This is a genomic window from Mesorhizobium sp. ESP7-2 (assembly GCF_020164715.1).
GTDB lineage: Bacteria > Pseudomonadota > Alphaproteobacteria > Rhizobiales > Rhizobiaceae > Mesorhizobium.
On the sequence record NZ_JAIUGQ010000010.1, the window covers coordinates 134,780 to 158,723 of the forward strand.

Sequence of the window (23,944 nt, forward strand, 5' to 3'; positions counted from 1 at the left end):
TTCAGCCTCCGAATGCCAGTTTCAGCAGGGCGAAGAGCGAAGCGACGCCGACCGCTATGGTGAAGAATGTGTTGAGGGCGATCAGCGCAAGCTTCATGCCTTCGCCATGCACATAGTCCTCGATGATCACCTGCATGCCGATCCGCATATGATAGAGCGGCGAGATGAGCACCAGGGCCATGACCAGCGCCACGAACGGGTTGGCGAGCGCCGCCCGCACCTGCGCATAGCCGGCGCCGTTGAGCGCGATCAGGAAGCCGGTGAAAAACAGGATCAGCGGGATGTTGGCGATCGCCGTCAACCGCTGGCGCCAGAAATGCCCGGTGCCTTCGCGGGCTGAGCCCAGGCCGCGCACCTTGGCCAGCGGGGTACGCATGTCGGTGTTTTTCGCACTCATCACAAAGCTCCCCGCGCCATGTAGCCGGCGATCCAGATCAAGAGCGTGAGCAGGACCGAGCCGGCAAGCGTCGCCCAGGCGATCCTCGAGGCCGTGTGTTTTTCAAGGCCGGCGCCGGTATCCCAGATCAGATGGCGGACACCACCCAGCATGTGATGCATCAGCGCCCAGGTGTAGCCGAACAGGATGAGTCGGCCGAGCCACGTGCCGAAAGCCCAGTTCACCCAGTCGAAAGCCGGCTGCGAGGATGCCGCCGCCATCAGCCAGACGAGGACCAGCAGCGTGCCGAAATAGAGCGCGCCCCCGGTGATGCGATGGATGATCGACATCGTCATGGTGATCGGCGGCCGGTAGACCGTCAGGTGCGGCGAAAGCGGCCGTTCGCGTCTGGCATGGGTGGCTGGTGATTTGCTCATGGCTGCCCCAGTTCGGCGTCTCCCGCCTCAGGTGGAAATGCGGCATTGCCGCTTCCGGTTGCGACTTCGGACAGCCGGTTTCTAATGCTCTTTTTGCACCGCGTCAAAGCCAGAAAACCGTTTCGAAAACGTAATTTAGTCTGACTAAAGCGCCGGATGCGGCTTCAATCGATTAGGGGCTGAACACCCGAAGCCGGCTCGATATCGCTGCGGTGCAGCATGTCTGGCCCAGGGTTCGGCCGAGTCGAGATTTGCGTCACCGCGTGCAGGTCTGCGGCGTCGACCCCCTCTTCATCACCAGCGCTTCGCGTCCGTCGATCACGATTGCGTCATGCGTGACCGCCTGGTAGCGGCTGCTCTGGTTGGCCGGCGACGCCGCGAACTCCTCGGTGGCGCCTTCCTGCCCGACCACCCGCAGCGACGCGCCGAGATTTTGGATGGTGATCATGCCGCCATTGCCACATCTATAGGTGGCCATGCCCGTGGTGAGGCGTGGCGCGGTGAGATCCGTGGTGATCTTGGTGGCCGGTGGCGCGGGCTGTTGCTGGGCGGGAGCGGCAGGCGCCACCACGGGTGTAACCGTGCTCGCGGCCTTGGGCGCGCCGTCTTCCGGTACACAGGCACCGGCCGCGAGAAGCAGCGGAATAACGAACGACACCCGAACCGTTCGGCCAAACATCATGTGCTGCGCCCCCATGCCGCAGGCACGCTAGCCACGCGGCACGCCAAGATCAAGTTCACCCCGACCGGCCATGTCGACCGGTTGGGGACATCGGCGGCGAACCACAAAATTAACCATGTTCATTAAGAAACGGCCATCGAGCCGCCCCTCCCCTTAACAAAGGTTAAGAAAGGGTTAATTTCCGATTCGGATCGGATCGGGCGCGATCTCTCTCGCGCCGACGAAGGGAGAGCGACATGCGTTCCAACTCAGTGCGGGCCAGATCAGTGCGGGCCAAACTAGTCCGGGCAAGCCTCGCGGTCACGCTGGCAGCACTTGCCGTTGCGGTGGCCGCGCCGGCCGAGGCCGGCTTGCGCCATCACGACCGCGTCTACGCCGATTCGTTCGGCAATCTCGTCATCGACAGCGCCGCCGGCTACAAACGCATCATCGTCGGCGAAGGCAAGCTGGCCAGGCAACTGTCCGACTACACCAGCGCCGGCCAGCCCAAGGTGATCTACCAGAACGAATCCGACGACATATCGGGCGACGGGGGTTGCTATCGCCCGCCTGTGTTCGTCAAGGGCCGCTCCTATATGTACGGCCTTTCCGACGGCGAGATGCCGGAGCTCAGCCCCTGCCGCTGATACGGGGCTGGTCGATTTTTACCAGGGCCAGCCCATCGGCTGGCCCGGTGGAGACACGAACGCAGTCGCGCCCGGCATTCTTTGCCAGGTAGAGCGCTTCATCCGCACGCCGCATCAGGTCGGGGAAACCCTCGCCCATGTGAAGCTCGGCAATGCCGAAGCTCGACGTGCAGCGGCTGTCGGCCGGCAACCCGTTGATGGGCAACGCGCCGAATGCGTGGCGGGTGCCTTCCGCGAACAGCCGGGCGGCTGCAAGATTGGCTCCTGTCAGGATAATGGCGAACTCCTCGCCACCGATGCGGCCAACCATGTGATCGCCTTCCGCCGCCTCTCGCAGCAGGCCGGCGAAGGCCTCGATCACCCGGTCGCCCGACGCATGGCCGAAGCTGTCGTTCACCGTCTTGAAATGATCGAGATCGGCAATGACCATTGCCACCGGCACGCCCAGGCGCGTGGCGTCCTGCACGGCCAACTCCGCGTGACGTGTGAAGCCGCCACGGTTGAGGAGGCCCGACAGCGTGTCCACCTCCGACTTCGAGATTACTTCAGCAAGCACGTCGCGGACCAGGATGGCCAGAATGAGAAGCGCCAGCGCCAGCCCGAAGACAGTGCCGAGCGACTGCGACACCAATGCGTAGCTGCTTTGCAGATAGGCCTGCGGATTGGCGCCCCAACCGCCGAGCGCATGCGCGATAAATGGTTTGGAGGCAAACTGCAGGCCGCTGGCCGCAAGCACCGCCATCAGGATCAGATCGAGCCGGCCACGGCTTTGCCTCGACGACCAGACGATGCCAAGGCCGACGAACTGCATCGCGGCGTAGGGAAGCTGGTAGGCCATCATGCGGGCGAGCGACTGGCGCGGGAGATCCTGCACGAAATAGACCGTGATGGTGGCGGTGGCCAGGAAGAACAGCATCGGCGTCCATGGCGGCGCAACGCCATATTTTTGGGCAAGCCCGCCATTGAAGGCAATGGTGGCGCCAAGGAAAACGGCGAAGGCGGCAACCACCGCAAGCCGCGCGTCGCTGAAGGCGGGAATGCTGAATTCGATGGCAAAGTAAGCCATGCCCAGGAGATAGCCTGATGCCAGCCAGCGGGCCGGCGCGCGGCCGGCATCGTGGAACGAGACCGCCATGAAGCATGCCGCCAGCAGGCCGGCGACCGACAGGTTGATCAACAGGATGAAGTTGGCGCCGCTCATGGATACTCAAACCCCGCCGGCAGCTAAACATCGGCGGGCGAAAAAGACGTTAACGCCAGGCGCGAACGCGGCGATCAGCTGGCCCTGAGCGGCTCCGGCACGAACACCGTCTCCGGCCGCTCGTAGGAGAGGCGCACGCTGTCGCGGCCATTTTTCTTGGCCTTGTAAAGCGCCTCGTCGGCCCGGCGCATCAAGGGTTCCAGAGTCTCGTCACCACTGCGGGCCGCCACGCCGAAGCTGGCGGTGACCTTCGTGCCGGCGGGAAGCCCGTCGACGCCGCCCGCCGAATAGAGTGTGCGCACAGCTTCGGCGAACAGCCTGGCGGCGGCGAGATCGGTCAGTGGCAGGAGCACGGCAAACTCCTCGCCGCCGATGCGGCCCGCGGCACCCCGTGCTCCCGTGGCCGAGCGCAGCTTAGCGGCGAAGTCCGCGATCACCCGGTCACCGGCCGCGTGCCCGTGCATATCGTTGAGGGCCTTGAAATGGTCGAGGTCGGCCAGCACCAGCGCCACCGGGAATTTGGCCATGGCGCAATGCTGCAGCAGCATGGCGGCGCGCTCCTCGAATCCTCGGCGGTTGAGCAGCCCCGAAAGCGGATCGGTATGGGTTTCCGTCTTCAGCGCCTTCATCACGTCGAGCGCGGCGGCGGTGAAGAGGCAAAGGGCGATCAGCAGCGACAGCAGCGCGTGCGACAACAGCGCGGTCGTCCAGTAGGACGAGTCGTAGAAGCCGTCATAGCTGGCGAAGGGTCCGTGCGCGATGACCACCACCAGGGTGCGCACGAAGAAATTGACGCTGGACAGCAGCGACAGCAGGAACAGGATCTTTTCTGTCGGGCCATTGTTGCGCACCGGCCGCAGTTCGGCGGCGACGAGCAGGCTGACGCCACCGAAGCCGAAATTCATCGCCAGGATGCGCCAGGTGAGATCCGGCGTGACGAACAGAAACCACGCGAATGCCGCAAGGCCGCCGCCCGCCAGAACGGCGATCCCCACTGCGGGCACCTTCCTGCCATAGCGGGCGATGATGGCGCCGGACAGGCAGCAGCCGGCGATGGTGAAGCAGATGTTCGACACCAGCTTGGTCAGCGCCAGGCCGATGGGCAAGGTGAAATACTGGAACAGGAATCCGGGCGCCGAGACGCAGTAGCTGAGCGCCAGCACCGCCAGATAGGGGCGATGGCGCTGATGGAGCCACAGGACGAGAAACGCCGCGCCGAGCGCCAGCGCGATCGTCGGATTGAGCAACGCTATCAACAGGCCAGTGTCCAAAGGACCGTGACTTCCCCTCGTTTGACGTCGGGAAGACCATAAAGGGCAAGCCCAAACAAGCGGTTAAGCGAAGGCGCATATGCGGCCGCGTGAATGAAGAAAGGCCCCGGACAGCGATGCCGTCCGGGGCCTGGGATGCGCTCGAGAACGAGGCGGCCTATTTCCAGTCGCGGATGTCGACGAAGTGGCCGGCGATCGCCGCCGCCGCCGCCATCGCCGGCGACACCAGATGGGTGCGGCCCTTGAAGCCCTGCCGGCCCTCGAAATTGCGGTTCGAGGTCGAGGCGCAGCGCTCATGCGGCTTCAGCCGGTCGTCGTTCATGGCAAGGCACATCGAGCAGCCGGGCTCGCGCCAGTCGAAACCGGCGGCGAGGAAGATCTTGTCCAGCCCCTCGGCTTCCGCCTGCTCCTTGACCAGGCCAGAGCCCGGTACGATCATGGCATCGACATGCGGGCTGACCGTCTTGCCTTCGACCACCTTGGCGACGGCGCGCAGATCCTCGATGCGGCCATTGGTGCAGGAGCCGATGAAGACGCGGTCGAGCGTGATGTCGGTGATCTTCGTCCCGGGCGTCAGGCCCATATAGTCGAGCGCGCGCAGCTTGGAGCTGCGCTTGTTCTCGTCGGTGATGTCTTCCGGGTTCGGCACGATGCCCTGCACGGAGACGACGTCCTCGGGCGAGGAGCCCCAGGAGACGATCGGCGGCAGTTTCGCCGCGTCGAGCACGATCACCTTATCGAAATGCGCGCCTTCGTCGGTCCGCAGCGTCTTCCAGTATTCGAGCGCCGCGTCCCAGGCAGCGCCCTTGGGCGCGCGCGGCTTGTCCTTGACATAGGCGAAAGTGGTCTCGTCCGCCGCGATCAGGCCGGCGCGCGCACCGCCCTCGATCGACATGTTGCAGATCGTCATGCGACCTTCCATCGACAGCGCACGGATCGCCTCGCCGGCATATTCGATGACATAGCCGGTGCCGCCGGCGGTGCCGATCTCGCCGATGATGGCGAGGATGATATCCTTGGCGGTGACGCCTTCGGGCAGCACGCCATCGACGCGCACCAGCATGTTCTTGGCCTTGCGCTGGATCAGCGTCTGCGTCGCCAGCACATGCTCGACCTCGGACGTGCCGATGCCGTGCGCCAGCGCGCCGAAAGCGCCATGGGTGGAGGTGTGGCTGTCACCACAGACGATGGTCATGCCGGGCAGCGTAAAGCCCTGCTCGGGTCCGATGATGTGGACGATGCCCTGGCGGATATCGTTCTCGGAATAATACTCGACGCCGAAATCCCTGGCGTTCTTGGCCAGCGCCTCGACCTGGATGCGGCTTTCCTCGTTCTTGATGCCGAACTTGCGCTCGGGCGAGGTCGAGACATTGTGATCGACCACGGCCAGCGTCTTTTCCGGGTGACGGACTTTCCGGCCGCTCATGCGCAGGCCCTCGAAGGCCTGCGGGCTGGTCACCTCATGGACGAGGTGGCGGTCGATATAGAGCAGGCAGGTGCCGTCGTCCTGGCGGTCGACGACATGGTCGTCGAAAATCTTGTCGTAGAGGGTGCGCGGTGCGCTCATGTGCGTAAATCCGTCGATATGAGAATGGGAAAGAGCTGATGCCGCAAGCCCGCGGCCGGCCGTCAGGGATCAGCGAAGTCGGCTGGTCAGGGCGCCGGACACACGCGCGGAAAAGCGCGACGGCAGGCGTTTTCTGTCCTGCAGCACGAATCCCTTGTAAGCCGGATCGCCAAAAAGCTCTTCCATGGCCGGGTAGATAGCAATGTTTTGGCTTTTCGGCAATTGCGGCGTGACGGCTCAAAGTCGAGGCGTTGGCGCTGCCCCTCACCTGCCTGCCGGCATCCTCTCCCCGTATAGTGACGGGGAGAGGGGACGCAGTCATCGATGGTTTCGCCAATCATCAATGTTGCAGGAATAGAGCCGGCGTTGCGGCCAGCCTCCTTCTCCCCGTCACTATACGGGGAGAAGTGCCCGGCAGGGCGATGAGGGGCGGCGCGAACGCCGGGCAATTGCCTCAGATCACCTCGAACACAAATGTCCTCACCAGCGCGTCCGGCTCGGCAATGGCATAACAGCGAAACCACGGGCTTGCCTCGACCGCCCGCCATTTCCCTGCCTGCTCCAATTCGTCGAAAACCGCCTGAAACCCACCACTCTCGAAAACCTGGTCGCGCACGGTGAAGATGGTGTGGCCGCCCTTTTTCGTGATGCGCACCAGTTCGTGCAGGCTAGACGCCGGCGCGTGGCTGATGGTGAATACACCGGTGGAGAAGAAGGCGCGGAAATGGCCGTCCGGCCATGGCAGCGGCCGGCCCAACATCGCCTGCTTCAGTTCGCTGTAGGCATTTCGGCTGCCGGCGATCTCGAGCATGTCGTTCGAGAGATCCAGCCCGGCAATGTCGGCGTAGCCCAACGCCTTCAGCGACGGTCCGGACAGGCCGGTGCCGCAGCCGGCGTCGAGCAGCGGTCCTTCGCCTACAGGCACGTGGCGCGTCACCCAGGCGGTGATCAGGAACGGCAGCAAATAGCCGAGCGAGGCGGTCTCGCTGTCATAGGTCTCGGCCCATGCGGCATAGGCCTGTGCCAGGGTTTCGGGCGTATCGGCCGTGTAGACCGAATCCAGCGCCGCATTGGCCTTGTCGATGTTCATGGGCATGCTCCTCCTCCGGTACGCCGCCCGAGCCTAACGCTGTCCTGGCTGAAAAACTATTCCTCGTGCTGGCGGCGCAAACGCCGCTCCAGCGCCCTGAGCGACAGCGACAGGCCGACGGTGAGGATGAGATAAATATAGGCCGTTATCGAATAGGTCTCGAAGAAGCGGAATGAGCCGGCCGCATACACCTTGCCCATCTGCGTGATGTCGGCGACGCCGAGCACCGAGACCAGCGAGGAATCCTTGACCAGGGCGACGAAATCATTGCCGAGCGGCGGCAGGATGGTGCGGATCGCCTGCGGAAACACGACCAGCCGGAAGCGCTGCGCGCGGCTCAGCCCCAAAGCCTTCGCCGCCTCGATCTGGCCTTTCTCGACCGACTGGATGCCGGCCCGGAAAACCTCCGAGATGAAGGCCGAATAGCCGATGGTCAGCGCCATGATGGCGCGCCACAGCAACGACACGTCGCGCACCAACAGCTCGCCGAGAATGCCGGCGCTTTGCAGCGGTGCGGTCAGCGCGTTCCAGCCCGCGACGAAGGCCGGCGCGCCGGCAAACGCTATCCAGAACAACAGCACCAGGATCGGCACGCCACGGATGATCTCGACATAGAAACGCGCGATCTGCCGCAGCCAGGTCGAGCCAGACAGGCCCATCAGCGCAATGCCGAGGCCGATGATCGACGCCAGGGCGAAGGCGACCACGGTGACGAAGACGGTGATGCCGATGCCCTTGGCGACAGTGGCGAAAACCTGGGCATAGAGGTCGTTGGCGGCGATGAAGAGGGCGGCCGCCAGCGCAAGGACGGCGGCAACGGCGAGCCACCAGGGGAATTCGGGTTTGGAGATGGAGGGCGGCGCCATCAGGCGGCGTAAGAACTGAGAGAGGGACGCGCCAAGGCACCCCCCTCTGTCCTGCCGGACATCTCCCCCTCTAGGGGGGAGATCGGCAGCTTCAAGCTCTCCGCCAGTTCTGCAATGTTGGAGACTGGCGAAAGCGGAGACGACATCCAATCTCCCCCCTTGAGGGGGGTGAGAAGTGGTCCGCGCAGCGGACGGGAAGCCAATTGCTTGGCTTTCCGAACGACGAACGCCCGAAGCGACAGCGAAGGGCCGGGCCCGACAGAACAGAGGGGGGCGCCTGGGCGCCGAGTTAGCGTGAATAAAGGTGCACGATCTTTATGCGATGCGCGTAGCAACGAAATTACTGCCCCATCTTGTAATCAAGAAACCATTTCTTGTTCAGCGCATCCAGCGTCCCATCCGCCTTGAGCGCGGCGATCGCGGCATTGACCGGTTTCACCAGATCGGACCCCTTGGGGAAGATGAAGCCGAAATCCTCGGTGCCGAGCGGGCCGCCGATCAGCTTCAGCTTGCCCTCCGAAGCGTCGACATAGCCCTTGCCCGCGGTGCCGTCGGTCAGCACGACATCGACGTCGCCGGATTTCAGCGCCTGAACCGTGGCGCCGAACGTCTCGAACAGTTTGATCCGCGGGTTCTGTTCATTGCCGTCGAGCACGCTGTAGACGGCGGTGTAGAACGGCGTGGTGCCGGCCTGTGCGCCGATCAGTCCGTCCTTGAAGGCGCCGAAGGTCTTGGCGTCGGTGAAGCGGCTTTCGTCGCCGCGCACCAGCATGAACTGTTCCGAGCGCATGTAGGGGTCGGAGAAGTCGACCTTCTCCTTGCGGTCGTCCTTGATGGTGATGCCGGTCATGCCGATATTGTACTGGTTGTCGGAAACCGCCTGGATCATCGCATCCCAGGAGGTGTTCTGGTACTCGACCTTGAAATTCAGCCGCTTGGCGATCTCGTTCATCGCGTCATATTCCCAGCCGATCTGTTTGCCGGTCTTGGCATCGATGAACTGCAGCGGCGGGTAGGCGTTTTCGGTCACCACCACGACCTTCTTGCCGCCGAGATCGGGCAGCGCCTGCGCGAAGGCGGCAACGGGCGCCAGGACCAGAGCCAACAGGCCGGCCAGCAGCAATTTCGATTTGGTCATGACACACTCCCCGAAAATTGAAAGCGCCCGGATATCGACCGGGCTTACAGGAAAATCCGGCGCCGACTTTAGCTTTCCGCAAGCGCCATGCAAGACGGTCCGCTGCGTCGGGACAGCCGAAAACGGATTTGCATGCCTTCAATCGGAAGATCAATCGGAAGATTCCGCAACGATGGGTGCTACGACTGCGTTGACTGCCAGGATTTTCCCGTGTCCGGGACCGACGCTTCCGTATCCGTCGATCGGTCATCAGCCACGGCGCTGCGCAGGCCCGCGACAAGATGGGTGAGCGTGCCGTGCAGGGCCTTCGCTTCGCCTGGTCCGAGCGGCACGCTGCAGGCAAGCGCGGCGGCCACATCCTTCATGCGGGCGCGCAGCGCCTGGCCCTTGGCCGTCGGCTCGACCAGCACCCGGCGCTCGTCGGCGGCATCGCGCCGGCGGGTGACGAGGCCGCCCGCCTCCATCCGCTTGAGCAGCGGCGTCAGCGTCGCCGAATCCAGGCCGAGCGCTTCGCCAAGGTCGCCCACCGTGCTCGGCGCGCGTTCCCACAGCGCCAGCATCGCCAGATATTGCGGATAGGTCAGGCCGAGCGGATCGAGCAACGGCCGGTAGAGCTTGGTCATCAGACCGCTCGCCGAATAGAGCGCGAAGCAGAGCTGCTGATCGAGCCGTGGCACCGGGATCGCCCCGGCGGCCCCCGCCGGGACGTCTGTGGCTTTCGTTTCGACCTTTGTCGTCATGCCGCCTTTACCGAAAGCGCCACCTCGACATTGCCCCTGATGGCGTTCGAATAGGGACAAACCTGATGCGCCGCCGATACAAGCGCTTCCGCCGCCGCCTGATCAAGGCCTTTCGTCTCCACTGCCAACGCGACGCCGAGCTTGAAGCCCTCGCCATCGGGAAGCAGGCTGACCGTCGAACTTATCGCGGCATCCTCGAGCGGCAGTTTCTGCTTGCGCGCGACGAAGCGGACGGCGCTTTCAAAGCAGGCGGCATAGCCGATGGCGAAGAGCTGCTCGGGATTGGTGGCGCCGCCCGGTCCGCCGAGCTCCTTGGGCATCGCCAAATCGAGCTTGAGCAGGCCGTCGCTGGTCTCGCCATGGCCGGCGCGACCGCCGGTTACGTGGGCCTGTGTGGTGTAGAGTGCCATATCGTAGTCTCCAATCATATTGTGTACGATTATTTAGTACACGATGTAATTGCACGTCAACCAGCATCCCGGAGCTGAAAGCGTTCACAGTCTGGTGAAGCGAAAAAAGGCGGCCGAAGCCGCCTTTTCAAAAAAGCCTTCGTCGAAATCTTATTCGGCGGGGGTCGCTTCGGCGGCCTTGGCTGCCTCGGCCTCGGCGGCCGCCTTCTTCTCGGCGGCTTCCTTGGCTGCCGTCTCGGCGGCCAGCGCCTGGGCGGCGGCGACCTTCTCGGCCTCGATGCGGGCCTTCTCGGCGTTCAGCGCGTCGCGCTCCTCATCGTTGAGCTTGCGGGCGCGCACGCCGGTGTTTTCCGAAATACGGGCCGACTTGCCGCGACGATCGCGCAGGTAATAAAGCTTGGCGCGGCGCACCTTGCCGCGGCGCACGATCTCGACGCCTTCGACCATCGGCGAAAAAACCGGGAACACGCGCTCGACGCCTTCGCCGTAGGAGATCTTGCGGACGGTGAAATTTTCCTGGAAGCCGGAGCCGGAACGGGCGATGACGACGCCTTCATAAGCCTGGACGCGGGTGCGGGTGCCTTCGGTCACGCGGACCTGGACGCGCACGGTGTCGCCGGGCTGGAATTCGGGAAGCTTGCGTTTGGCTTCGATCTTGGCGGCCTGTTCGGCCTCGAGCTGACGGATGAGATCCATCTAAAAATCCACTTCTTGTTCTTCCGACAGTCAGAGCGCCCTACGCTTACCTTGCAGTTCCATTGACCGCTCGGCTATGTCCTTTGTCTCCAAGACATTTGTCTCCTAGACATCGGGCAGGGGCGACTACACCGTCATTGTTGACGGGTCCGGAAGATTGTTCTTGCCGGTACGGGCGGGCACATACAGCTATTTCGGCGCTTTGTCACGCCTTGCCCATGCATTTTTTGCCGGCACGGCTCCCGGCATGGCACCATCATAATCCTGCCGTGCCGGGTTGCGCCGGTCCGGCAAGCTTCCTAAGCCAGAAATAGCACACTTCTTCACGGCGGCCTTCCATGTCTGTTCTCGATGCTGTCCTGCTGCTCCTGGCGGGCTTTCTGTCAGGCGCCGCCAACGCGGTCGCCGGTGGCGGCACCTTCATCACCTTCGGCGCCATGACATTGGTCGGTGTGCCGCCGATCGTGGCCAACGCCACCTCCTCGGTGACGCAATTTCCCGGCTACATCACCTCGACGCTCGCCTACTGGGCAGACATCAGGCATTTCTGGCGCGGCGCGCTGCTGCTGTGCCTGATCTCGGCGATTGGTGCGCTGGCCGGCGCGCTGATCTTGCTGGCGCTCGACAATCCGTCCTTTCGCGCCCTGGTGCCATGGCTGCTTTTGGGCGCGACGGCGCTGTTCGCCGCCGGGCCCTGGCTGAAGCCGGCACCCAAACCCGGACATGAAGCGGCCGTGGGCTCGCTCGCCGGTTCGCTCGCGCAATTCGTCACCGCCATCTATGGCGGCTTCTTCGGCGCCGGCATGGGCGTGATGATGCTGGCGACGCTCGGCCTGACCCAGGCCGGCGACTACCACCGGCTAAACGCGCTCAAGAACATGCTGGCCGTGGTCATCGCCGCAATCGCCATCGTCGTCTTCGTCTCGGGAGGCGTCGTCGCCTGGCCGCAGGCGATCATCATGATCCCGGGCGGCGCGCTGGGCGGCTATGCCGGCGTCTGGATCGCCAAGCGCGTGCCGCAGAACGTGGTGCGCGGCTTCGTCGTCGCCGTCGGCCTGTTTCTGGCTTTTTATTACTTCAGCAAAGGCTGAGCGCCCAGAAGATCGGGTCGCCGCTCTTGCGTCAGTCTTTCCGACTGCTCACGCCGCCAGGCGGCGATCTTCTTGTGGTTGCCGGAGATCAGAACTTCGGGAATCTCCCGGCCTTCGAATTCCTGCGGCCGTGTGTAGTGCGGATGTTCGAGCAGGCCGTTCTCGAAACTCTCTTCCTCGCCCGACACGGCATTGCCCATCACGCCGGGTAGCAGCCGCACCACCGCGTCGAGCAGCACAAGTGCCGCGGGCTCGCCGCCGGACAGAATGAAATCGCCGATCGAGACTTCCTCCAATCCCCGCGCGTCGATCACCCGCTGGTCGACACCTTCGAAGCGGCCACACAGGATAACGGCGCCCGGCCCGGCGGCCAGTTCGCGCACGCGGGCCTGCGTCAGTGGTTTGCCGCGCGGGCTCATCAGCAGGCGTGGGCGCACATCGCCCGCTGGCGAGGCATGGTCGATCGCCCTGGCCAGCACATCGGCGCGCATCACCATGCCGGCGCCGCCGCCGGCCGGCGTGTCGTCGACGGTGCGATGCTTGTCGGCGGCGAAGTCGCGGATCTGGATCGCATCCAGCGACCATGTGCCGGCCTCCAGCGCCCGCCCGGCCAACGATAGGCCGAGCGCCCCCGGAAACATCTCGGGATAGAGCGTCAGCACCGACGCGGCAAAACTCACCGGTTGCCCCCGGCGTCACGCGGTCCGCGCGGCCTGCCCTTGGGGTCGAAATCATCCTCGCGCGGCGCTTCGCCATCCTCCTCGACCAGCCCGGCCGCGACCGGGTCGACGCGGACGAAACCCTCGGCGATCGACACCTGCGGCACGGCGGCCTGCGTGAATGGGATCAGCACACCCTTGCGCCCCGCGAGCGTCACATCGAGAATGTCGCCGCCACCGAAATTGTGCACCGCGACGACCTTGCCGATGAGAGCACCGGTGTCATTCCGGATTTCCAACCCGATCAGGTCGGCATGGTAGAATTCGTCTTCCTCGCCGTCGTCCGGCAGCATCGAGCGGTCGACGAACAGTTCCGTACCGGCGAGCGCCTCGGCCGCGTTGCGGTCGCTGACGCCCTTGAACCGCACCACGACGACGGTGTTGGCCGGCCTTATGTCCGTTATCTGGAAAGCCCGGCCGTCCCTGGCGTAGAGCGGTCCATAGTCGGCCAGTGCCATTGGATCGCCGGTGAAAGTTTTCACCCGCAATTCGCCCTTGATACCATGGGCTGCGCCGATCACGGCCATCTGGACGGGGTTTTGCGGCTTGCTCATGGGCGAAAAATCCTTTGCCCCTGCTCTAGCGCCGCCTCGCCATCATTTCAATGACGGGCTCTTCACCGCTTCCTAACCCGGCTGCCGGAAAATGACGGCGAACCGGAAAAGACCCCCATGCAGGAATTCCTCATCCCGGCAAAGCCCGATCTCCAGTCGGCGCGTGAAAACTGGCTGAAGATGCTGGCGCGCGAACGCCGGCTGTCACCGGAGACCGTCGAGGCGTATGAGCGGGACACGCGTCAGTTCCTGCACTTCCTCACCGGCCATATCGGCGGACCGCCCGGCATTTCAGATATCGTCGACCTGCGCCCGGCCGACCTGCGCGGCTTCCTCGCCGCCCGCCGCAATGCCGGTGCCGGCGCACGCACGCTTGGCCGCGGATTGGCCGGCATCCGTTCACTGCTGCGCTTCCTCGAACGGCGAGGCCTGGCCAATGCGGCAGGTGCGGCTGCCTTGCACGCGCCACGCCAGCCCAAATCGCTGCCCAAGCCGCTGACGGCGAGCGATGCCAGGCACGTGGTCTCCGTCGAGGGTCAGCTGGCGGAAGAACCCTGGATCGCCGCCCGCAACGCCGCCGTGCTGACGCTGCTCTATGGTTCGGGCCTGCGCATTTCGGAAGCGCTTGGCCTCAGCGCCGCCGATCTGGCATCGGAAGCCGACACCGTGTTGCGCGTCACCGGCAAAGGCGGCAAGACGCGGCTGGTGCCGGTGCTGCCGGTGGCGCTCCGGGCGATCGCCGAATACCGCCGGCTGTGCCCCTACCATCTCGATCCGAAGGGGCTGCTGTTTCGCGGCGCGCGCGGCGGCCCGCTCAACCCGGCCATCATCCAGCGCGACATGGCCAAATTGCGCTCGGCGCTCAACCTGCCCGACACCGCGACGCCGCATGCTTTGCGCCATTCCTTCGCAACCCATCTGCTCGGCCGTGGCGGCGATCTGCGCACCATCCAGGAATTGCTCGGCCACGCCAGTCTGTCGACGACGCAGATCTACACCGGCGTCGACACCGCAAGGCTGCTGGAGATCTACGAATCCGCTCATCCGAGGGCATGAATCCTTCAATTTTGCGGTCCCGATTAACGGTTTTGCCGCTTTTCGGTCCTAGTAATGGGATCATGAAACGCGTCATTGCCATCGCCGACCGTGCAGCTTCCGTCTCGCTGAAACTGCTTGTCGCGCTCAACGTGCTGTTTTTCCTGTCCTTCCTTGCTGTCCTGCTGTTCGCCGCCGGCAGGGCGCACGCGGAAATCCCGACCTGCACCGGCGCCGACATGCTGTCGGCCTTGCAGAAGGGCAGCCCTGCCACCTACGACAAGATCGAGGCGGAGGCGGCTGCCACGCTCAATGGCAAGGGCCTGTTGTGGAAGCTCGAAAAATCAGGCGAACAGCCATCCTATCTGTTCGGCACCATGCACATGACCGATCCGCGCGTCACCACGCTGCCGGCATATGCGCAGAAGGCCTTTGATGCGGCCGGCACTCTCATCATCGAAACCACCGACGTGCTCGACAAGCAGAAGATGATGACGGCGATGCTGAAGGAGCCGGACCTGATGATGTTCACCGACTCCACGACGCTGTCGTCATTGCTGTCGCCGGACGACGCGGCGGCGATGAACGCAGCGCTTGACGCGCGCGGCATCCCGCCGGCAACGGTCGCCAAGATGAAGCCGTGGATGCTGTCGGCCATGATGGCGCTTCCGGCTTGCGAACTCGCCCGCCAGTCCAGCGGCGCGCCGGTGCTCGACGTCAAGCTGGCCGAGAGCGCCAAGGCGGCCGGCAAGCCGGTGGAAGGATTGGAAACGGCCGAGAGCCAGCTGCGCGCCATGGCCTCGCTGCCGCTCGCCTTTCACATGAAGGGTCTGGTCGACACGCTGAAGCTGGGCGACAAGGTCAACGACATCAACGAAACCATGATCGTGCTCTACCAGCGTGGCGACACCGGCATGTTCTGGCCGCTGTTCCGCGCCGCCATGCCCGACGAGCAGAATGATCCCGCGGGCTATGCCGCCTTCGAGGAGACCATGATCACCAGCCGCAACAAGGTGATGGTCGATCATGCCGGGCCGATCCTGGCCAAGGGCAACGCCTTCATGGCGGTCGGCGCGCTGCATCTTCCCGGTCCAGAGGGACTGGTCGAGGATTTTCGTAAAGCCGGCTATACTGTCACGGCGGTGGGGCTTTAAGCCCTATTTGATCAAGACCTGAGCCAGCATCGCCGGAACGATGATGCGGTGAAACGGCATGATGATGGCGAGATAGGTCCGCCCAAGCAGATTGTGGGTCTTCACGATCGTCGACGCAGCCACCTCCTGCCGGCCCGCGCCGAGATCGTTCACCTCCACCAGGATGCGGAAATCGAGATGCCGGTCGTCCAGTCCAAGGACGACCCTGCCATGTGCCTGGCTGATGAGCGGAAATATGCCGATCCTGCTTTCCGGCGGTGCGTCGGGTTCCGCCCCCGTTTTCAGCCCAAATGGCCTGACCGCAAGGTTGCGCAGTTGCGTCAGCCGACCGACCCATCCCGGTGTCCGCCCCAGCACGCGTTCGGCCGCGCCAATGGCGGTCAGGGCAAGGCCATCGGTTATCAGCACATATCGGTCGGCGAACTGAGCGCCGGCAAGAGCACCTTTGGGATCAGGAAAAGTCTGTGCAGTGGGCGTCATACCGGCAAATCCCTCGTAACCAACGATAGCATCGGCTGGTGTGGCTCGCTGCGTGGCGAAACGCCGCCTGGCCGACGTATTCATGGCGGTCGGCGCGCTGCATCTTCCCGGTCCAGAGGGACTGGTCGAGGATTTCCGCAAAGCCGGCTATACTGTCACCGCGGTCAATTGAGTCGGATGGCAGCTGGCGGATCTGACCGTCGTATTTTCGGCGTGTCCCTTCGCTAGCGTGAAACCTGTTCAACGATGGCGCGTTGATGTCTGTTGATTGATAATTTTCATCCACGGAGGACACTTTCATGGCGAACACACCAAACGACACTCCCAGGCCAAGCGGCGGCGGCGGCGGCAGCCCTTGGCTGATTGCGCTGGTCGTCGTTATTCTGGCGATTGTCGCGTATTACGTTTTCGGAAGAAGGGGTGAGCATCCGGCACCCGCCGAGCCGCCAGCGGCCAGCACACCGGCCCCGGCGCCGGCACCGGCTGAACCGATGAAGCCCGCCGAACCCGCGCCGGCTCCCGCTCCCGCGCCCGCCCCGGCTCCCGCACCAGCGCCCGCTCCGGCTCCTGCACCAGCGCCCGCTCCGGCACCGGCGCCGGCTCCCGCGCCGGCCCAGTAAGCGGCTCGATATCAAAGACGAACGGCCCGCTGAAAGGCGGGCCGCTTTGTTTTGGGCGACGCCATCGTCATCCTCGGGCTTGACCCGAGGATCCATGCCGCGACACCAACAGGGGAGCGCGGCGGCTGCTCCGCCCTGGATGACGAAGCGTTGGACGCCCCTTAAATGTGGATCGGCTTGAAGAAGGTGGCCAGTGCCGCTTCCTTCACCGCTTCCGACATCGTCGGATGCGCGTGGCAGGTGCGGGCGAGATCTTCCGACGAGCCGCCGAACTCCATCAGCACTGCTGCCTCGTGGATCATCTCGCCGGCGCCGAAGCCGACGATATGGACACCGAGCACGCGGTCGCTCTGCTTGTCGGCCAGGATCTTCACGAACCCGTCGGTGTGCAGCATGGCGCGTGCGCGGCCGTTGGCGGTGAAGGGAAATTTGCCGACCTTGAAGTCGATGCCGGCCTTCTTCAGCTCTTCCTCGGTCTTGCCGACCGAGGCGATCTCCGGACTGGTGTAGACGACGCTCGGAATGACGTCATAGTTCACATGCCCGGCCTGGCCGGCGATGGTCTCGGCCACCGCCACGCCCTCGTCCTCGGCCTTGTGCGCCAGCATCGGCCCGGCGATCACATCGCCGATGGCGTAGATGCCGGGAACATTGGTCCCGAGATGCCCGTCGGTCTTGACCCGGCCGCGCTCGTCGACCTCGACCCCGGCTTCCTTGAGGCCGAGGCTGTCCGAAAGGGCACGGCGCCCGGTCGAGATCAACACCACGTCGGCATCGATCGTCTCGGCCGCGCCGCCCTTGACCGGCTCGAAGGTAACGGTCGCGCCCTTCTTGGCCTTGGCGACGCCGGTGACCTTGGCGCCGAGCTTGAACTCGAATCCCTGCTTCGACAAAAGACGCTGGAACTGTTTCGACACCTCGCCGTCCATGCCGCCCAAAATGGTGTCGAGGAACTCGACCACGGTGACCTTGGCGCCGAGCCGGGCCCAGACCGAGCCGAGTTCGAGCCCGATGACACCGCCGCCGACCACCACCAGACGGCTGGGCACCTTCTCCAGCGACAGCGCACCGGTCGACGACACGATGATTTTCTCGTCGAAGTCGACCTTGACGCCGGGAATGCCGGCGACGTCGGAACCGGTGGCGATGACGACGTTCTTGGTCTCGATCTCCTCGACCTTGCCGTCCTCGCCGGTCACCGACACCTTGCCGGCGGCGATCACCTTGCCGATGCCGCGAAAACTGTCGATCTTGTTCTTCTTGAACAGGAAGGCGACGCCGTTGACGTTGGACGACACCGTCGCGTCCTTGTGCGCCATCATTTTCTTCAAATTCAGCTTGGGTGCCGGGATTTCGACACCGAGCGTGTCGAAGGAATGGCCGGCCTCGGCGAACATTTCGGAGGCATGAAGCAGCGCCTTGGACGGGATGCAGCCGATGTTGAGGCAGGTGCCGCCGAAGGTCGCGTTCTTCTCGACCACCGCGACCTTCAGCCCAAGCTGCGCCGCCTTGATGGCGCAGACATAGCCGCCCGGTCCCGAGCCGATGATAACCACGTCATAAGCCATGTTTGTTTCCCTTTTGCTTGGGGCTCAGCGGCCGCCGCTGACATTCAGGATCGCGCCCGTCGTATAGGACGCGGCGTCGGACAAAAGATAGAGGACCGCACCGGCGACTTCATCCGCCGTGCCCGCTCTCTTCATCGGCAGCACGTCGCGGAACCGCTCTATCCGGTCCGGCTGGCCGCCCGAGGCATGGATGTCGGTGTCGATGATGCCCGGACGCACCGCATTGACGCGGATGCCTTCCAGCGCCACCTCGCGGGCAAGGCCGATGGTGAAGGTGTCGATGGCGCCCTTGGAGGCGGCATAGTCGACATATTCGCCCGGCGAGCCCAGCGTCGCCGCCGCCGATGAGATGTTGACGATCGATCCGCCCGACCCGCCATGCCGCGTCGACATGCGCTTGACCGCCTCGCGGGCGCACAGGAACGGGCCCACGACATTGATGCGCATCATGCGTTCCAGCCGCGACACATCCATCTCATCGACGCGCGCCTTGACGTCGACGATGCCGGCATTGTTGACGAAGGCGTCGAGCCGGCCAAAGGCGTGGTCAACGGCGCCGAACATGGCCACGATATCGGTTTCCTTGCCGACATCGCCCCTGACGGCAACGGCCTCGCCGCCGCCGCCCTTGATTTCGACGACCAGCGCATCGGCGGCAGCCTTGTTCGAGGCATAGTTGACCGCGACGCGGTAGCCGGCCTTGGCTCCGAGCCGGCAGATGGCGGCGCCGATGCCGCGGCTGCCGCCGCTGACCAGCAGCACTTTTTGCGTCGCGCTCATTCCTGGCATCCCTTCATCGCGAACACATCCGACGGCACTTTCGAAAAACCGATGCCGCCATAGGCCCGGGATTGCCGAAGCACCGGCCCGAGATCGGGCAGGATCAGCGTCTTCGGCGCCTCGACGCCCTCGGCCGGCAAAAGCCCGACAGTGCCCTTGTCGCCGGACATGTAGATGACGCCGTTCCACAGCGTGCAGGCGGCAAGCTCCTCGCCGGTGACGTCGCCTTCCGGGCATTTGTACATCAGCGCGCCGTTAGGCCGCGCCACGTCCTTCGTCCACATGACGATACCGTTCAGCACCACATTGTTGTCGAGGATCAGCCGGAACGTGTTGGTGACGGTGGCCGAGGTGCCTGTCGGGGTGAAGTCGATCTCCGCGCCGCTCTGCGCGTCACCATAGACTGCGAGTTCGATCGGACAGGCGGCGGAAGCCGCAACCGGGAAGCTGAGAGCCAAGCATGGCAGGAGAACCGCTAGCGGGCGCATTCCAGGCTTTCCCCTGAACGCCGCACGTTCGTACGGACCCTCAGAGATCGAGCACCAGCCGTTCCGGATCCTCCAGGCTTTCCTTGACGCGCACCAGGAAGGTCACGGCTTCCTTGCCGTCGACGATGCGGTGATCGTAGCTGAGCGCCAGGTACATCATCGGCCGGATGACGATCTGGCCGCCGACCACGACAGGCCGGTCCTGGATCTTGTGCATGCCGAGAATGCCCGACTGCGGCGCGTTGAGGATCGGCGTCGACATCAGCGACCCGTATACGCCGCCATTGGAGATGGTGAACGTGCCGCCCTGCATATCGGCGACCGACAGCTTGCCGTCGCGCGCGGCAATGCCCAGCCGGCCGATATCCTTCTCGATCTCGGCGATCGACATCTGGTCGGCATCGCGCACGACCGGGACCACGAGACCCTTCTCGGTGCCGACGGCGACACCGATGTGAGCATAGTTCTTGAAGATGATGTCTGTGCCGTCGATCTCGGCATTGACCGAAGGGATTTCCTTCAGCGCGTGGGTGACGGCCTTGGTGAAGAAGCCCATGAAGCCGAGCTTCACGCCATGCTTCTTCTCGAACACGTCCTTGTACTTGGTCCTGAGCGCCATCACCGCCGACATGTCGACTTCGTTGAAGGTGGTCAGCATGGCTGCGGTCGACTGCGCTTCCTTGAGGCGGCGCGCGATGGTCTGGCGCAGCTTGGTCATGCGCACGCGCTCCTCGCGCGATGCATCATCGCCCGACGACGGCGCGCGCGCGGCAACCGGTGCCGGCGCCGCCTTTGGCGTTTCGGCCGGCTGCGACGGCGCACCCTTGGAGATGGCGTCGAGCACGTCGCCCTTCAGCACCTGGCCGCGCTTGCCCGAGCCGGAAAGCTGGTCGACCGAAAGATTGTGCTCGGCGATCAGTTTGGCCGCCGCCGGCGCCGGCGGCATGGTGCGCGGTTCGACCGGGCTGGCGTCGCCGGCAACCTTGGCGGTCTCGGCTGCGGCCTGCTTGGTGGTGGATGCCGCATCGGGGCTCGAAGCCTGCGCCACCGCTTGCGGCTTGGTCGCGGGGGCTGCAGCACCACCTGCCGAAATCGACCCGAGCAGGGCGCCGACGCCGACAGTCTCGCCCTCCTTGACCGTGATTTCGCCAAGCGTGCCGGCGGCGGCGGCGGGCACCTCCACCGTCACCTTGTCGGTCTCGAGCTCGAGCAGCGGCTCGTCGGCGGCAATGGCGTCGCCGAGCTTCTTGAACCATTTGCCGACGGTCGCTTCGGTGACGGATTCGCCAAGGGTGGGGACGCGGATTTCGGTAGCCATTGTGCCTGTCCGTTCTTTCTTCAGTTCTATTCTGCTTTATTCGCCGAGCGCGTCTTCGAGCAACGCGGCGAGCTGGGCAAGGTGCTTCGACATCAGTCCGGTCGCCGGCGACGCGGCCGCCGGCCGGCCGGTGTAGCGCACCCGCTGATGCTTGGCGTCGATATGCGCCAGCACCCATTCCAGATACGGATCGATGAACGACCAGGCGCCCATGTTCTTGGGCTCCTCCTGGCACCACACCATCTCCGCGTTGCGGAAGCGTGACAGCTCGGTGATCAGCGCCTTGGCCGGGAACGGGTAGAGCTGTTCGACGCGCAGCAGATAGATGTCGTTGATGCCGCGCTTCTCGCGCTCTTCATAGAGGTCGTAATAGACCTTGCCGGAGCACAGCACGACGCGGCGGATCTTGGAATCCTTGGTCAGCTTGATCGCCTGGTTCGGCAACAGCTGGGCATCGTCCCACAGCAGCCGGTGGAACGAGCTTTCGCCCGAGATTTCCGGCAGCGTCGACACCGCCCGCTTGTGGCGCAGCAGCGATTTCGGCGTCATCAGGATCAGCGGCTTGCGGAAGTCGCGCTTCAGCTGCCGGCGCAGGATGTGGAAGTAGTTGGCCGGCGTCGTGCAGTTCGCCACCTGCATATTGTCTTCGGCGCAAAGCTGCAGGAAGCGCTCCAGCCGGGCGGAAGAATGTTCCGGGCCCTGGCCTTCATAGCCATGCGGCAGCAGGCAGACGAGGCCCGACATTCTGAGCCATTTGCGTTCGCCCGACGAGATGAACTGGTCGAATACCACCTGGGCGCCGTTGGCGAAGTCGCCGAACTGCGCTTCCCACAAGGTCAGCGCCTTCGGCTCGGCCAGGCTGTAGCCATATTCGAAGCCGAGCACCGCCTCTTCCGACAGCATCGAGTTGATGACTTCGTAGCCGGCCTGCGCCGCCGACAGATTGTTGAGCGGGATGTAGCGGGTCTCGTCGCGCTGATCGTAAAGCACGGAATGGCGCTGCGAGAAGGTTCCGCGCTCGGAATCCTGGCCCGAAAGCCGGATCGGATTGCCGTCGAGTAGGATCGCGCCGAAGGCCAGCGCCTCCGCCGTCGACCAGTCTATGCCTTCGCCGGACTCGATCGCCTGACGCCGGTTCTCCAGGAAGCGGATGATCGTCTTGTGCGCTTCGAAACCCTTCGGCACCTCGGTCAGCTTCTTGCCGATTTCCTTCAGCGTCTTGACCGGCACGGCGGTCTTGCCGCGCCTTGTCTCGTCCTGGTTGTCGGCCGTGCGCAGGCCCGACCAGGCGCCGTCCAGCCAGTCGGCCTTGTTGGGCTTGTAGGCCTGGCCGACTTCCCATTCGGCTTCCAGATGCGCACGCCAGTCGGCCTTGAGCTGGTCGAGCTCGGCCTGGGTGATGTGGCCTTCGGCGATCAGCCGGTCGCCATAGATCTGCACCGTCGTCTTGTGGGTGCGGATGTTGCGGTACATGAGCGGCTGCGTGAAGGCCGGTTCGTCGCCCTCATTGTGACCGAAGCGGCGGTAGCAGAACATGTCCACGACCACCGGCTTGTGGAACTTCATGCGGAACTCGATCGCCACCTTGGTGGCGTGCACCACGGCTTCCGGGTCGTCGCCATTGACGTGGAAGATCGGCGCCTCGATCATCTTGGCGACGTCGGACGGATAGGGCGACGAGCGCGAGAAGCGCGGATTGGTGGTGAAGCCGATCTGGTTGTTGATGATGAAATGCAGCGTGCCGGCGACGCGGTGGCCGCGCAGGCCCGACAGGCCGAGGATTTCCGCGATCACGCCCTGGCCGGCGAAAGCGGCGTCGCCGTGCAGCAACAGCGGCAGCACCTTGGCCCGTTCTTCCAGCGGCACGATCTCCTCGCGGCCGCGGCCGAACAGGGAATCCTGCTTGGCGCGCGCCTTGCCCATCACGACGGGATCGACGATCTCCAGATGCGAGGGGTTGGCGGTCAGCGACAGGTGCACCTTGTTGCCGTCGAACTCGCGGTCCGACGAGGCGCCGAGATGGTACTTCACGTCGCCCGAGCCCTCGACCTCGTCGGGGGCGGCCGAGCCGCCCTTGAACTCGTGGAAGATCGCGCGGTGCGGCTTGGCCATCACCTGCGACAGCACGTTCAGCCGGCCGCGATGCGCCATGCCGAGCACGATCTCCTTCATTCCGAGCTGGCCGCCGCGCTTGACGATCTGCTCCAGCGCCGGGATCAGCGATTCGCCGCCATCGAGGCCGAAGCGCTTGGTACCCTTGTACTTGACGTCGATGAACTGCTCGAAGCCTTCCGCCTCGACCAGCTTCTGCAGGATGGCCTTCTTGCCGGTGGCGGTGAAGGAAATCTCCTTGTCGGCGCCCTCGATACGCGCCTGGATCCAGGCCTTCTCCTCGGGATCGGAAATATGCATGAACTCGACGCCGAGCGTCGAGCAATAGGTGCGGGCCAGGATCTCCAGCATCTGCCGGATACTGCCGAATTCGAGCCCGAGCACATTGTCGAGGAAGATCGGCCGGTCGTAGTCGGCTTCGGTGAAGCCGTAATTCTCCGGCGACAGCTCGTTATAATCTTCGAGCTTGGCGATGCCGAGCGGGTCGAGATTGGCGTGCAGATGGCCGCGCATGCGGAAGGCGCGGATCATCATGATGGCGCGCACCGAATCGCGCGTCGCCTGGTGCACATCGGCGTCGGACAGCACGACACCGTTGGTGACGGCCTTGTCCTTGACCTTCTTTTCCAGGTGCTTTTCGACGATGCCCCAATTGCCGTCGAGCGCCGACACCAGTTCGCCATTGGCCTGCAGCGGCCAGGAGGGTTTGGCCCATGAGGCGCCCTTGGCGTTCCTGCGCACATCGCCGGCATCGTCCTTCAGCCCGGCGAAGAAGTCCTGCCACTCGGGATTGACCGAGGCGGGATCGTCCTCATAGGCGGCGTAGAGCGCGTCGATGTAATCGGCATTGCCGCCATAAAGGAAAGAGGTGAGCGAAAACTGGTCGTTGGCCTGATCTTGTCGTGCCATTTTGTCCGCGGAGCCT

24 protein-coding genes and 1 pseudogene are annotated in these 23,944 nt (G+C 64.3%); 5 read left to right on the forward strand and 20 right to left on the reverse strand.

Annotated elements, in window-relative coordinates; all coding sequences use genetic code 11:
• Position 1: 1 nt before the first annotated feature.
• The 3 genes from sdhD to LB543_RS12720 form a co-directional block, all read right to left on the reverse strand.
• Positions 2-397, reverse strand: coding sequence for a succinate dehydrogenase, hydrophobic membrane anchor protein (gene sdhD, locus LB543_RS12710; RefSeq protein WP_027145531.1), 396 nt, complete (start codon positions 395-397; stop codon positions 2-4).
• Positions 397-813: a succinate dehydrogenase, cytochrome b556 subunit gene (gene sdhC, locus LB543_RS12715; protein WP_140811205.1), complete on the reverse strand. Its 417-nt coding sequence runs from the start codon at positions 811-813 to the stop codon at positions 397-399. The genes sdhD and sdhC overlap by 1 nt, the downstream gene beginning before the upstream one ends.
• Positions 814-1,069: 256 nt before the next feature.
• On the reverse strand, positions 1,070-1,495 hold the full coding sequence (locus LB543_RS12720; protein ID WP_224594682.1) for a hypothetical protein: 426 nt from the start codon (positions 1,493-1,495) through the stop codon (positions 1,070-1,072).
• 236 nt (positions 1,496-1,731) lie between these two features.
• Here LB543_RS12720 and LB543_RS12725 point away from each other — a divergent pair, with 236 nt between their 5' ends.
• Positions 1,732-2,121, forward strand: coding sequence for a hypothetical protein (locus tag LB543_RS12725; protein ID WP_224614329.1), 390 nt, complete (start codon positions 1,732-1,734; stop codon positions 2,119-2,121).
• Here the strand turns inward: LB543_RS12725 and LB543_RS12730 are convergent.
• The 9 genes from LB543_RS12730 to rplS all read right to left on the reverse strand — a co-directional run bounded on the left by LB543_RS12730 (position 2,105) and on the right by rplS (position 11,100).
• Positions 2,105-3,322, reverse strand: coding sequence for a sensor domain-containing diguanylate cyclase (locus tag LB543_RS12730; protein ID WP_224614330.1), 1,218 nt, complete (start codon positions 3,320-3,322; stop codon positions 2,105-2,107). The two genes, LB543_RS12725 and LB543_RS12730, sit on opposite strands and share 17 nt — an antisense overlap.
• Before the next feature lie 74 nt (positions 3,323-3,396).
• Positions 3,397-4,593, reverse strand: coding sequence for a sensor domain-containing diguanylate cyclase (locus LB543_RS12735; RefSeq protein WP_224614331.1), 1,197 nt, complete (start codon positions 4,591-4,593; stop codon positions 3,397-3,399).
• Between the two features lie 157 nt (positions 4,594-4,750).
• Positions 4,751-6,160 (reverse strand): 3-isopropylmalate dehydratase large subunit, encoded by a 1,410-nt coding sequence (gene leuC / locus LB543_RS12740; RefSeq protein ID WP_140763244.1) that lies wholly within the window; start codon positions 6,158-6,160, stop codon positions 4,751-4,753.
• A 454-nt stretch (positions 6,161-6,614) separates the two neighbouring features.
• Positions 6,615-7,250, reverse strand: coding sequence for a class I SAM-dependent DNA methyltransferase (locus LB543_RS12745; protein WP_224614332.1), 636 nt, complete (start codon positions 7,248-7,250; stop codon positions 6,615-6,617).
• A gap of 56 nt (positions 7,251-7,306) precedes the next feature.
• Positions 7,307-8,116: an amino acid ABC transporter permease gene (locus LB543_RS12750; protein WP_224614333.1), complete on the reverse strand. Its 810-nt coding sequence runs from the start codon at positions 8,114-8,116 to the stop codon at positions 7,307-7,309.
• Positions 8,117-8,456: 340 nt separating this feature from the next.
• A complete protein-coding gene (locus LB543_RS12755) occupies positions 8,457-9,254 on the reverse strand; it encodes a transporter substrate-binding domain-containing protein (protein WP_140763232.1) in 798 nt (265 codons plus the stop codon).
• 179 nt (positions 9,255-9,433) lie between these two features.
• A complete protein-coding gene (locus LB543_RS12760) occupies positions 9,434-9,994 on the reverse strand; it encodes a MarR family winged helix-turn-helix transcriptional regulator (protein ID WP_224614334.1) in 561 nt (186 codons plus the stop codon).
• Positions 9,991-10,404 carry an organic hydroperoxide resistance protein gene (locus tag LB543_RS12765; RefSeq protein WP_224614335.1) on the reverse strand — a complete coding sequence of 138 codons (414 nt, stop codon included), beginning with the start codon at positions 10,402-10,404 and terminating at the stop codon, positions 9,991-9,993. Before LB543_RS12765 ends, LB543_RS12760 begins: the two co-directional genes overlap by 4 nt.
• A 150-nt stretch (positions 10,405-10,554) precedes the next feature.
• Complete coding sequence (gene rplS, locus LB543_RS12770; RefSeq protein ID WP_140763225.1) at positions 10,555-11,100, reverse strand: 50S ribosomal protein L19; 546 nt, start codon at positions 11,098-11,100, stop codon at positions 10,555-10,557.
• Between the two features lie 338 nt (positions 11,101-11,438).
• On the opposite strand from rplS, the gene LB543_RS12775 reads away from it, so the two are divergent.
• Entirely contained in the window at positions 11,439-12,191 is a 753-nt protein-coding gene (locus LB543_RS12775) for a sulfite exporter TauE/SafE family protein (RefSeq protein WP_224614336.1), read from the forward strand.
• Here LB543_RS12775 and trmD read toward each other — a convergent pair.
• Together trmD and rimM are read right to left on the reverse strand one after the other, a co-directional pair.
• Positions 12,173-12,871, reverse strand: a complete 699-nt coding sequence (trmD, locus tag LB543_RS12780; RefSeq protein ID WP_140763221.1) for a tRNA (guanosine(37)-N1)-methyltransferase TrmD — start codon at positions 12,869-12,871, stop codon at positions 12,173-12,175. The two genes, LB543_RS12775 and trmD, sit on opposite strands and share 19 nt — an antisense overlap.
• Positions 12,868-13,464: a ribosome maturation factor RimM gene (rimM, locus tag LB543_RS12785; RefSeq protein ID WP_224614337.1), complete on the reverse strand. Its 597-nt coding sequence runs from the start codon at positions 13,462-13,464 to the stop codon at positions 12,868-12,870. The genes trmD and rimM overlap by 4 nt, the downstream gene beginning before the upstream one ends.
• 117 nt (positions 13,465-13,581) lie before the next feature.
• Between rimM and LB543_RS12790 the strand changes: the two genes are divergently transcribed.
• A complete protein-coding gene (locus tag LB543_RS12790; RefSeq protein WP_224614338.1) occupies positions 13,582-14,520 on the forward strand; it encodes a tyrosine recombinase XerC in 939 nt (312 codons plus the stop codon).
• Positions 14,521-14,582: 62 nt separating this feature from the next.
• A complete protein-coding gene (locus tag LB543_RS12795) occupies positions 14,583-15,653 on the forward strand; it encodes a TraB/GumN family protein (RefSeq protein WP_140811226.1) in 1,071 nt (356 codons plus the stop codon).
• Between the two features lie 3 nt (positions 15,654-15,656).
• Here the strand turns inward: LB543_RS12795 and LB543_RS12800 are convergent, their stop codons facing one another.
• Positions 15,657-16,133 carry a DUF2867 domain-containing protein gene (locus LB543_RS12800; protein WP_140763213.1) on the reverse strand — a complete coding sequence of 159 codons (477 nt, stop codon included), beginning with the start codon at positions 16,131-16,133 and terminating at the stop codon, positions 15,657-15,659.
• A gap of 73 nt (positions 16,134-16,206) precedes the next feature.
• Here LB543_RS12800 and LB543_RS12805 point away from each other — a divergent pair.
• Positions 16,207-16,305: pseudogene (locus tag LB543_RS12805) on the forward strand (TraB/GumN family protein); the annotation flags it as partial.
• Between the two features lie 609 nt (positions 16,306-16,914).
• Here the strand turns inward: LB543_RS12805 and lpdA are convergent.
• Genes lpdA through LB543_RS12830 form a run of 5 tightly spaced genes read right to left on the reverse strand, consistent with a single transcriptional unit; the run spans position 16,915 to position 23,928 of the window.
• Positions 16,915-18,321: a dihydrolipoyl dehydrogenase gene (gene lpdA, locus LB543_RS12810; RefSeq protein ID WP_224614340.1), complete on the reverse strand. Its 1,407-nt coding sequence runs from the start codon at positions 18,319-18,321 to the stop codon at positions 16,915-16,917.
• 24 nt (positions 18,322-18,345) lie between these two features.
• Complete coding sequence (locus tag LB543_RS12815; RefSeq protein ID WP_224614341.1) at positions 18,346-19,101, reverse strand: SDR family oxidoreductase; 756 nt, start codon at positions 19,099-19,101, stop codon at positions 18,346-18,348.
• Complete coding sequence (locus tag LB543_RS12820; protein WP_224614342.1) at positions 19,098-19,589, reverse strand: hypothetical protein; 492 nt, start codon at positions 19,587-19,589, stop codon at positions 19,098-19,100. The genes LB543_RS12815 and LB543_RS12820 overlap by 4 nt, the downstream gene beginning before the upstream one ends.
• Positions 19,590-19,629: 40 nt before the next feature.
• Positions 19,630-20,907 carry a 2-oxoglutarate dehydrogenase complex dihydrolipoyllysine-residue succinyltransferase gene (gene odhB, locus LB543_RS12825; protein ID WP_224614343.1) on the reverse strand — a complete coding sequence of 426 codons (1,278 nt, stop codon included), beginning with the start codon at positions 20,905-20,907 and terminating at the stop codon, positions 19,630-19,632.
• Between the two features lie 36 nt (positions 20,908-20,943).
• The gene (locus tag LB543_RS12830) at positions 20,944-23,928 is read right to left on the reverse strand and encodes a 2-oxoglutarate dehydrogenase E1 component (RefSeq protein WP_224614344.1); all 2,985 of its coding nucleotides are present in this window, start codon (positions 23,926-23,928) and stop codon (positions 20,944-20,946) included.
• Positions 23,929-23,944: the final 16 nt, after the last annotated feature.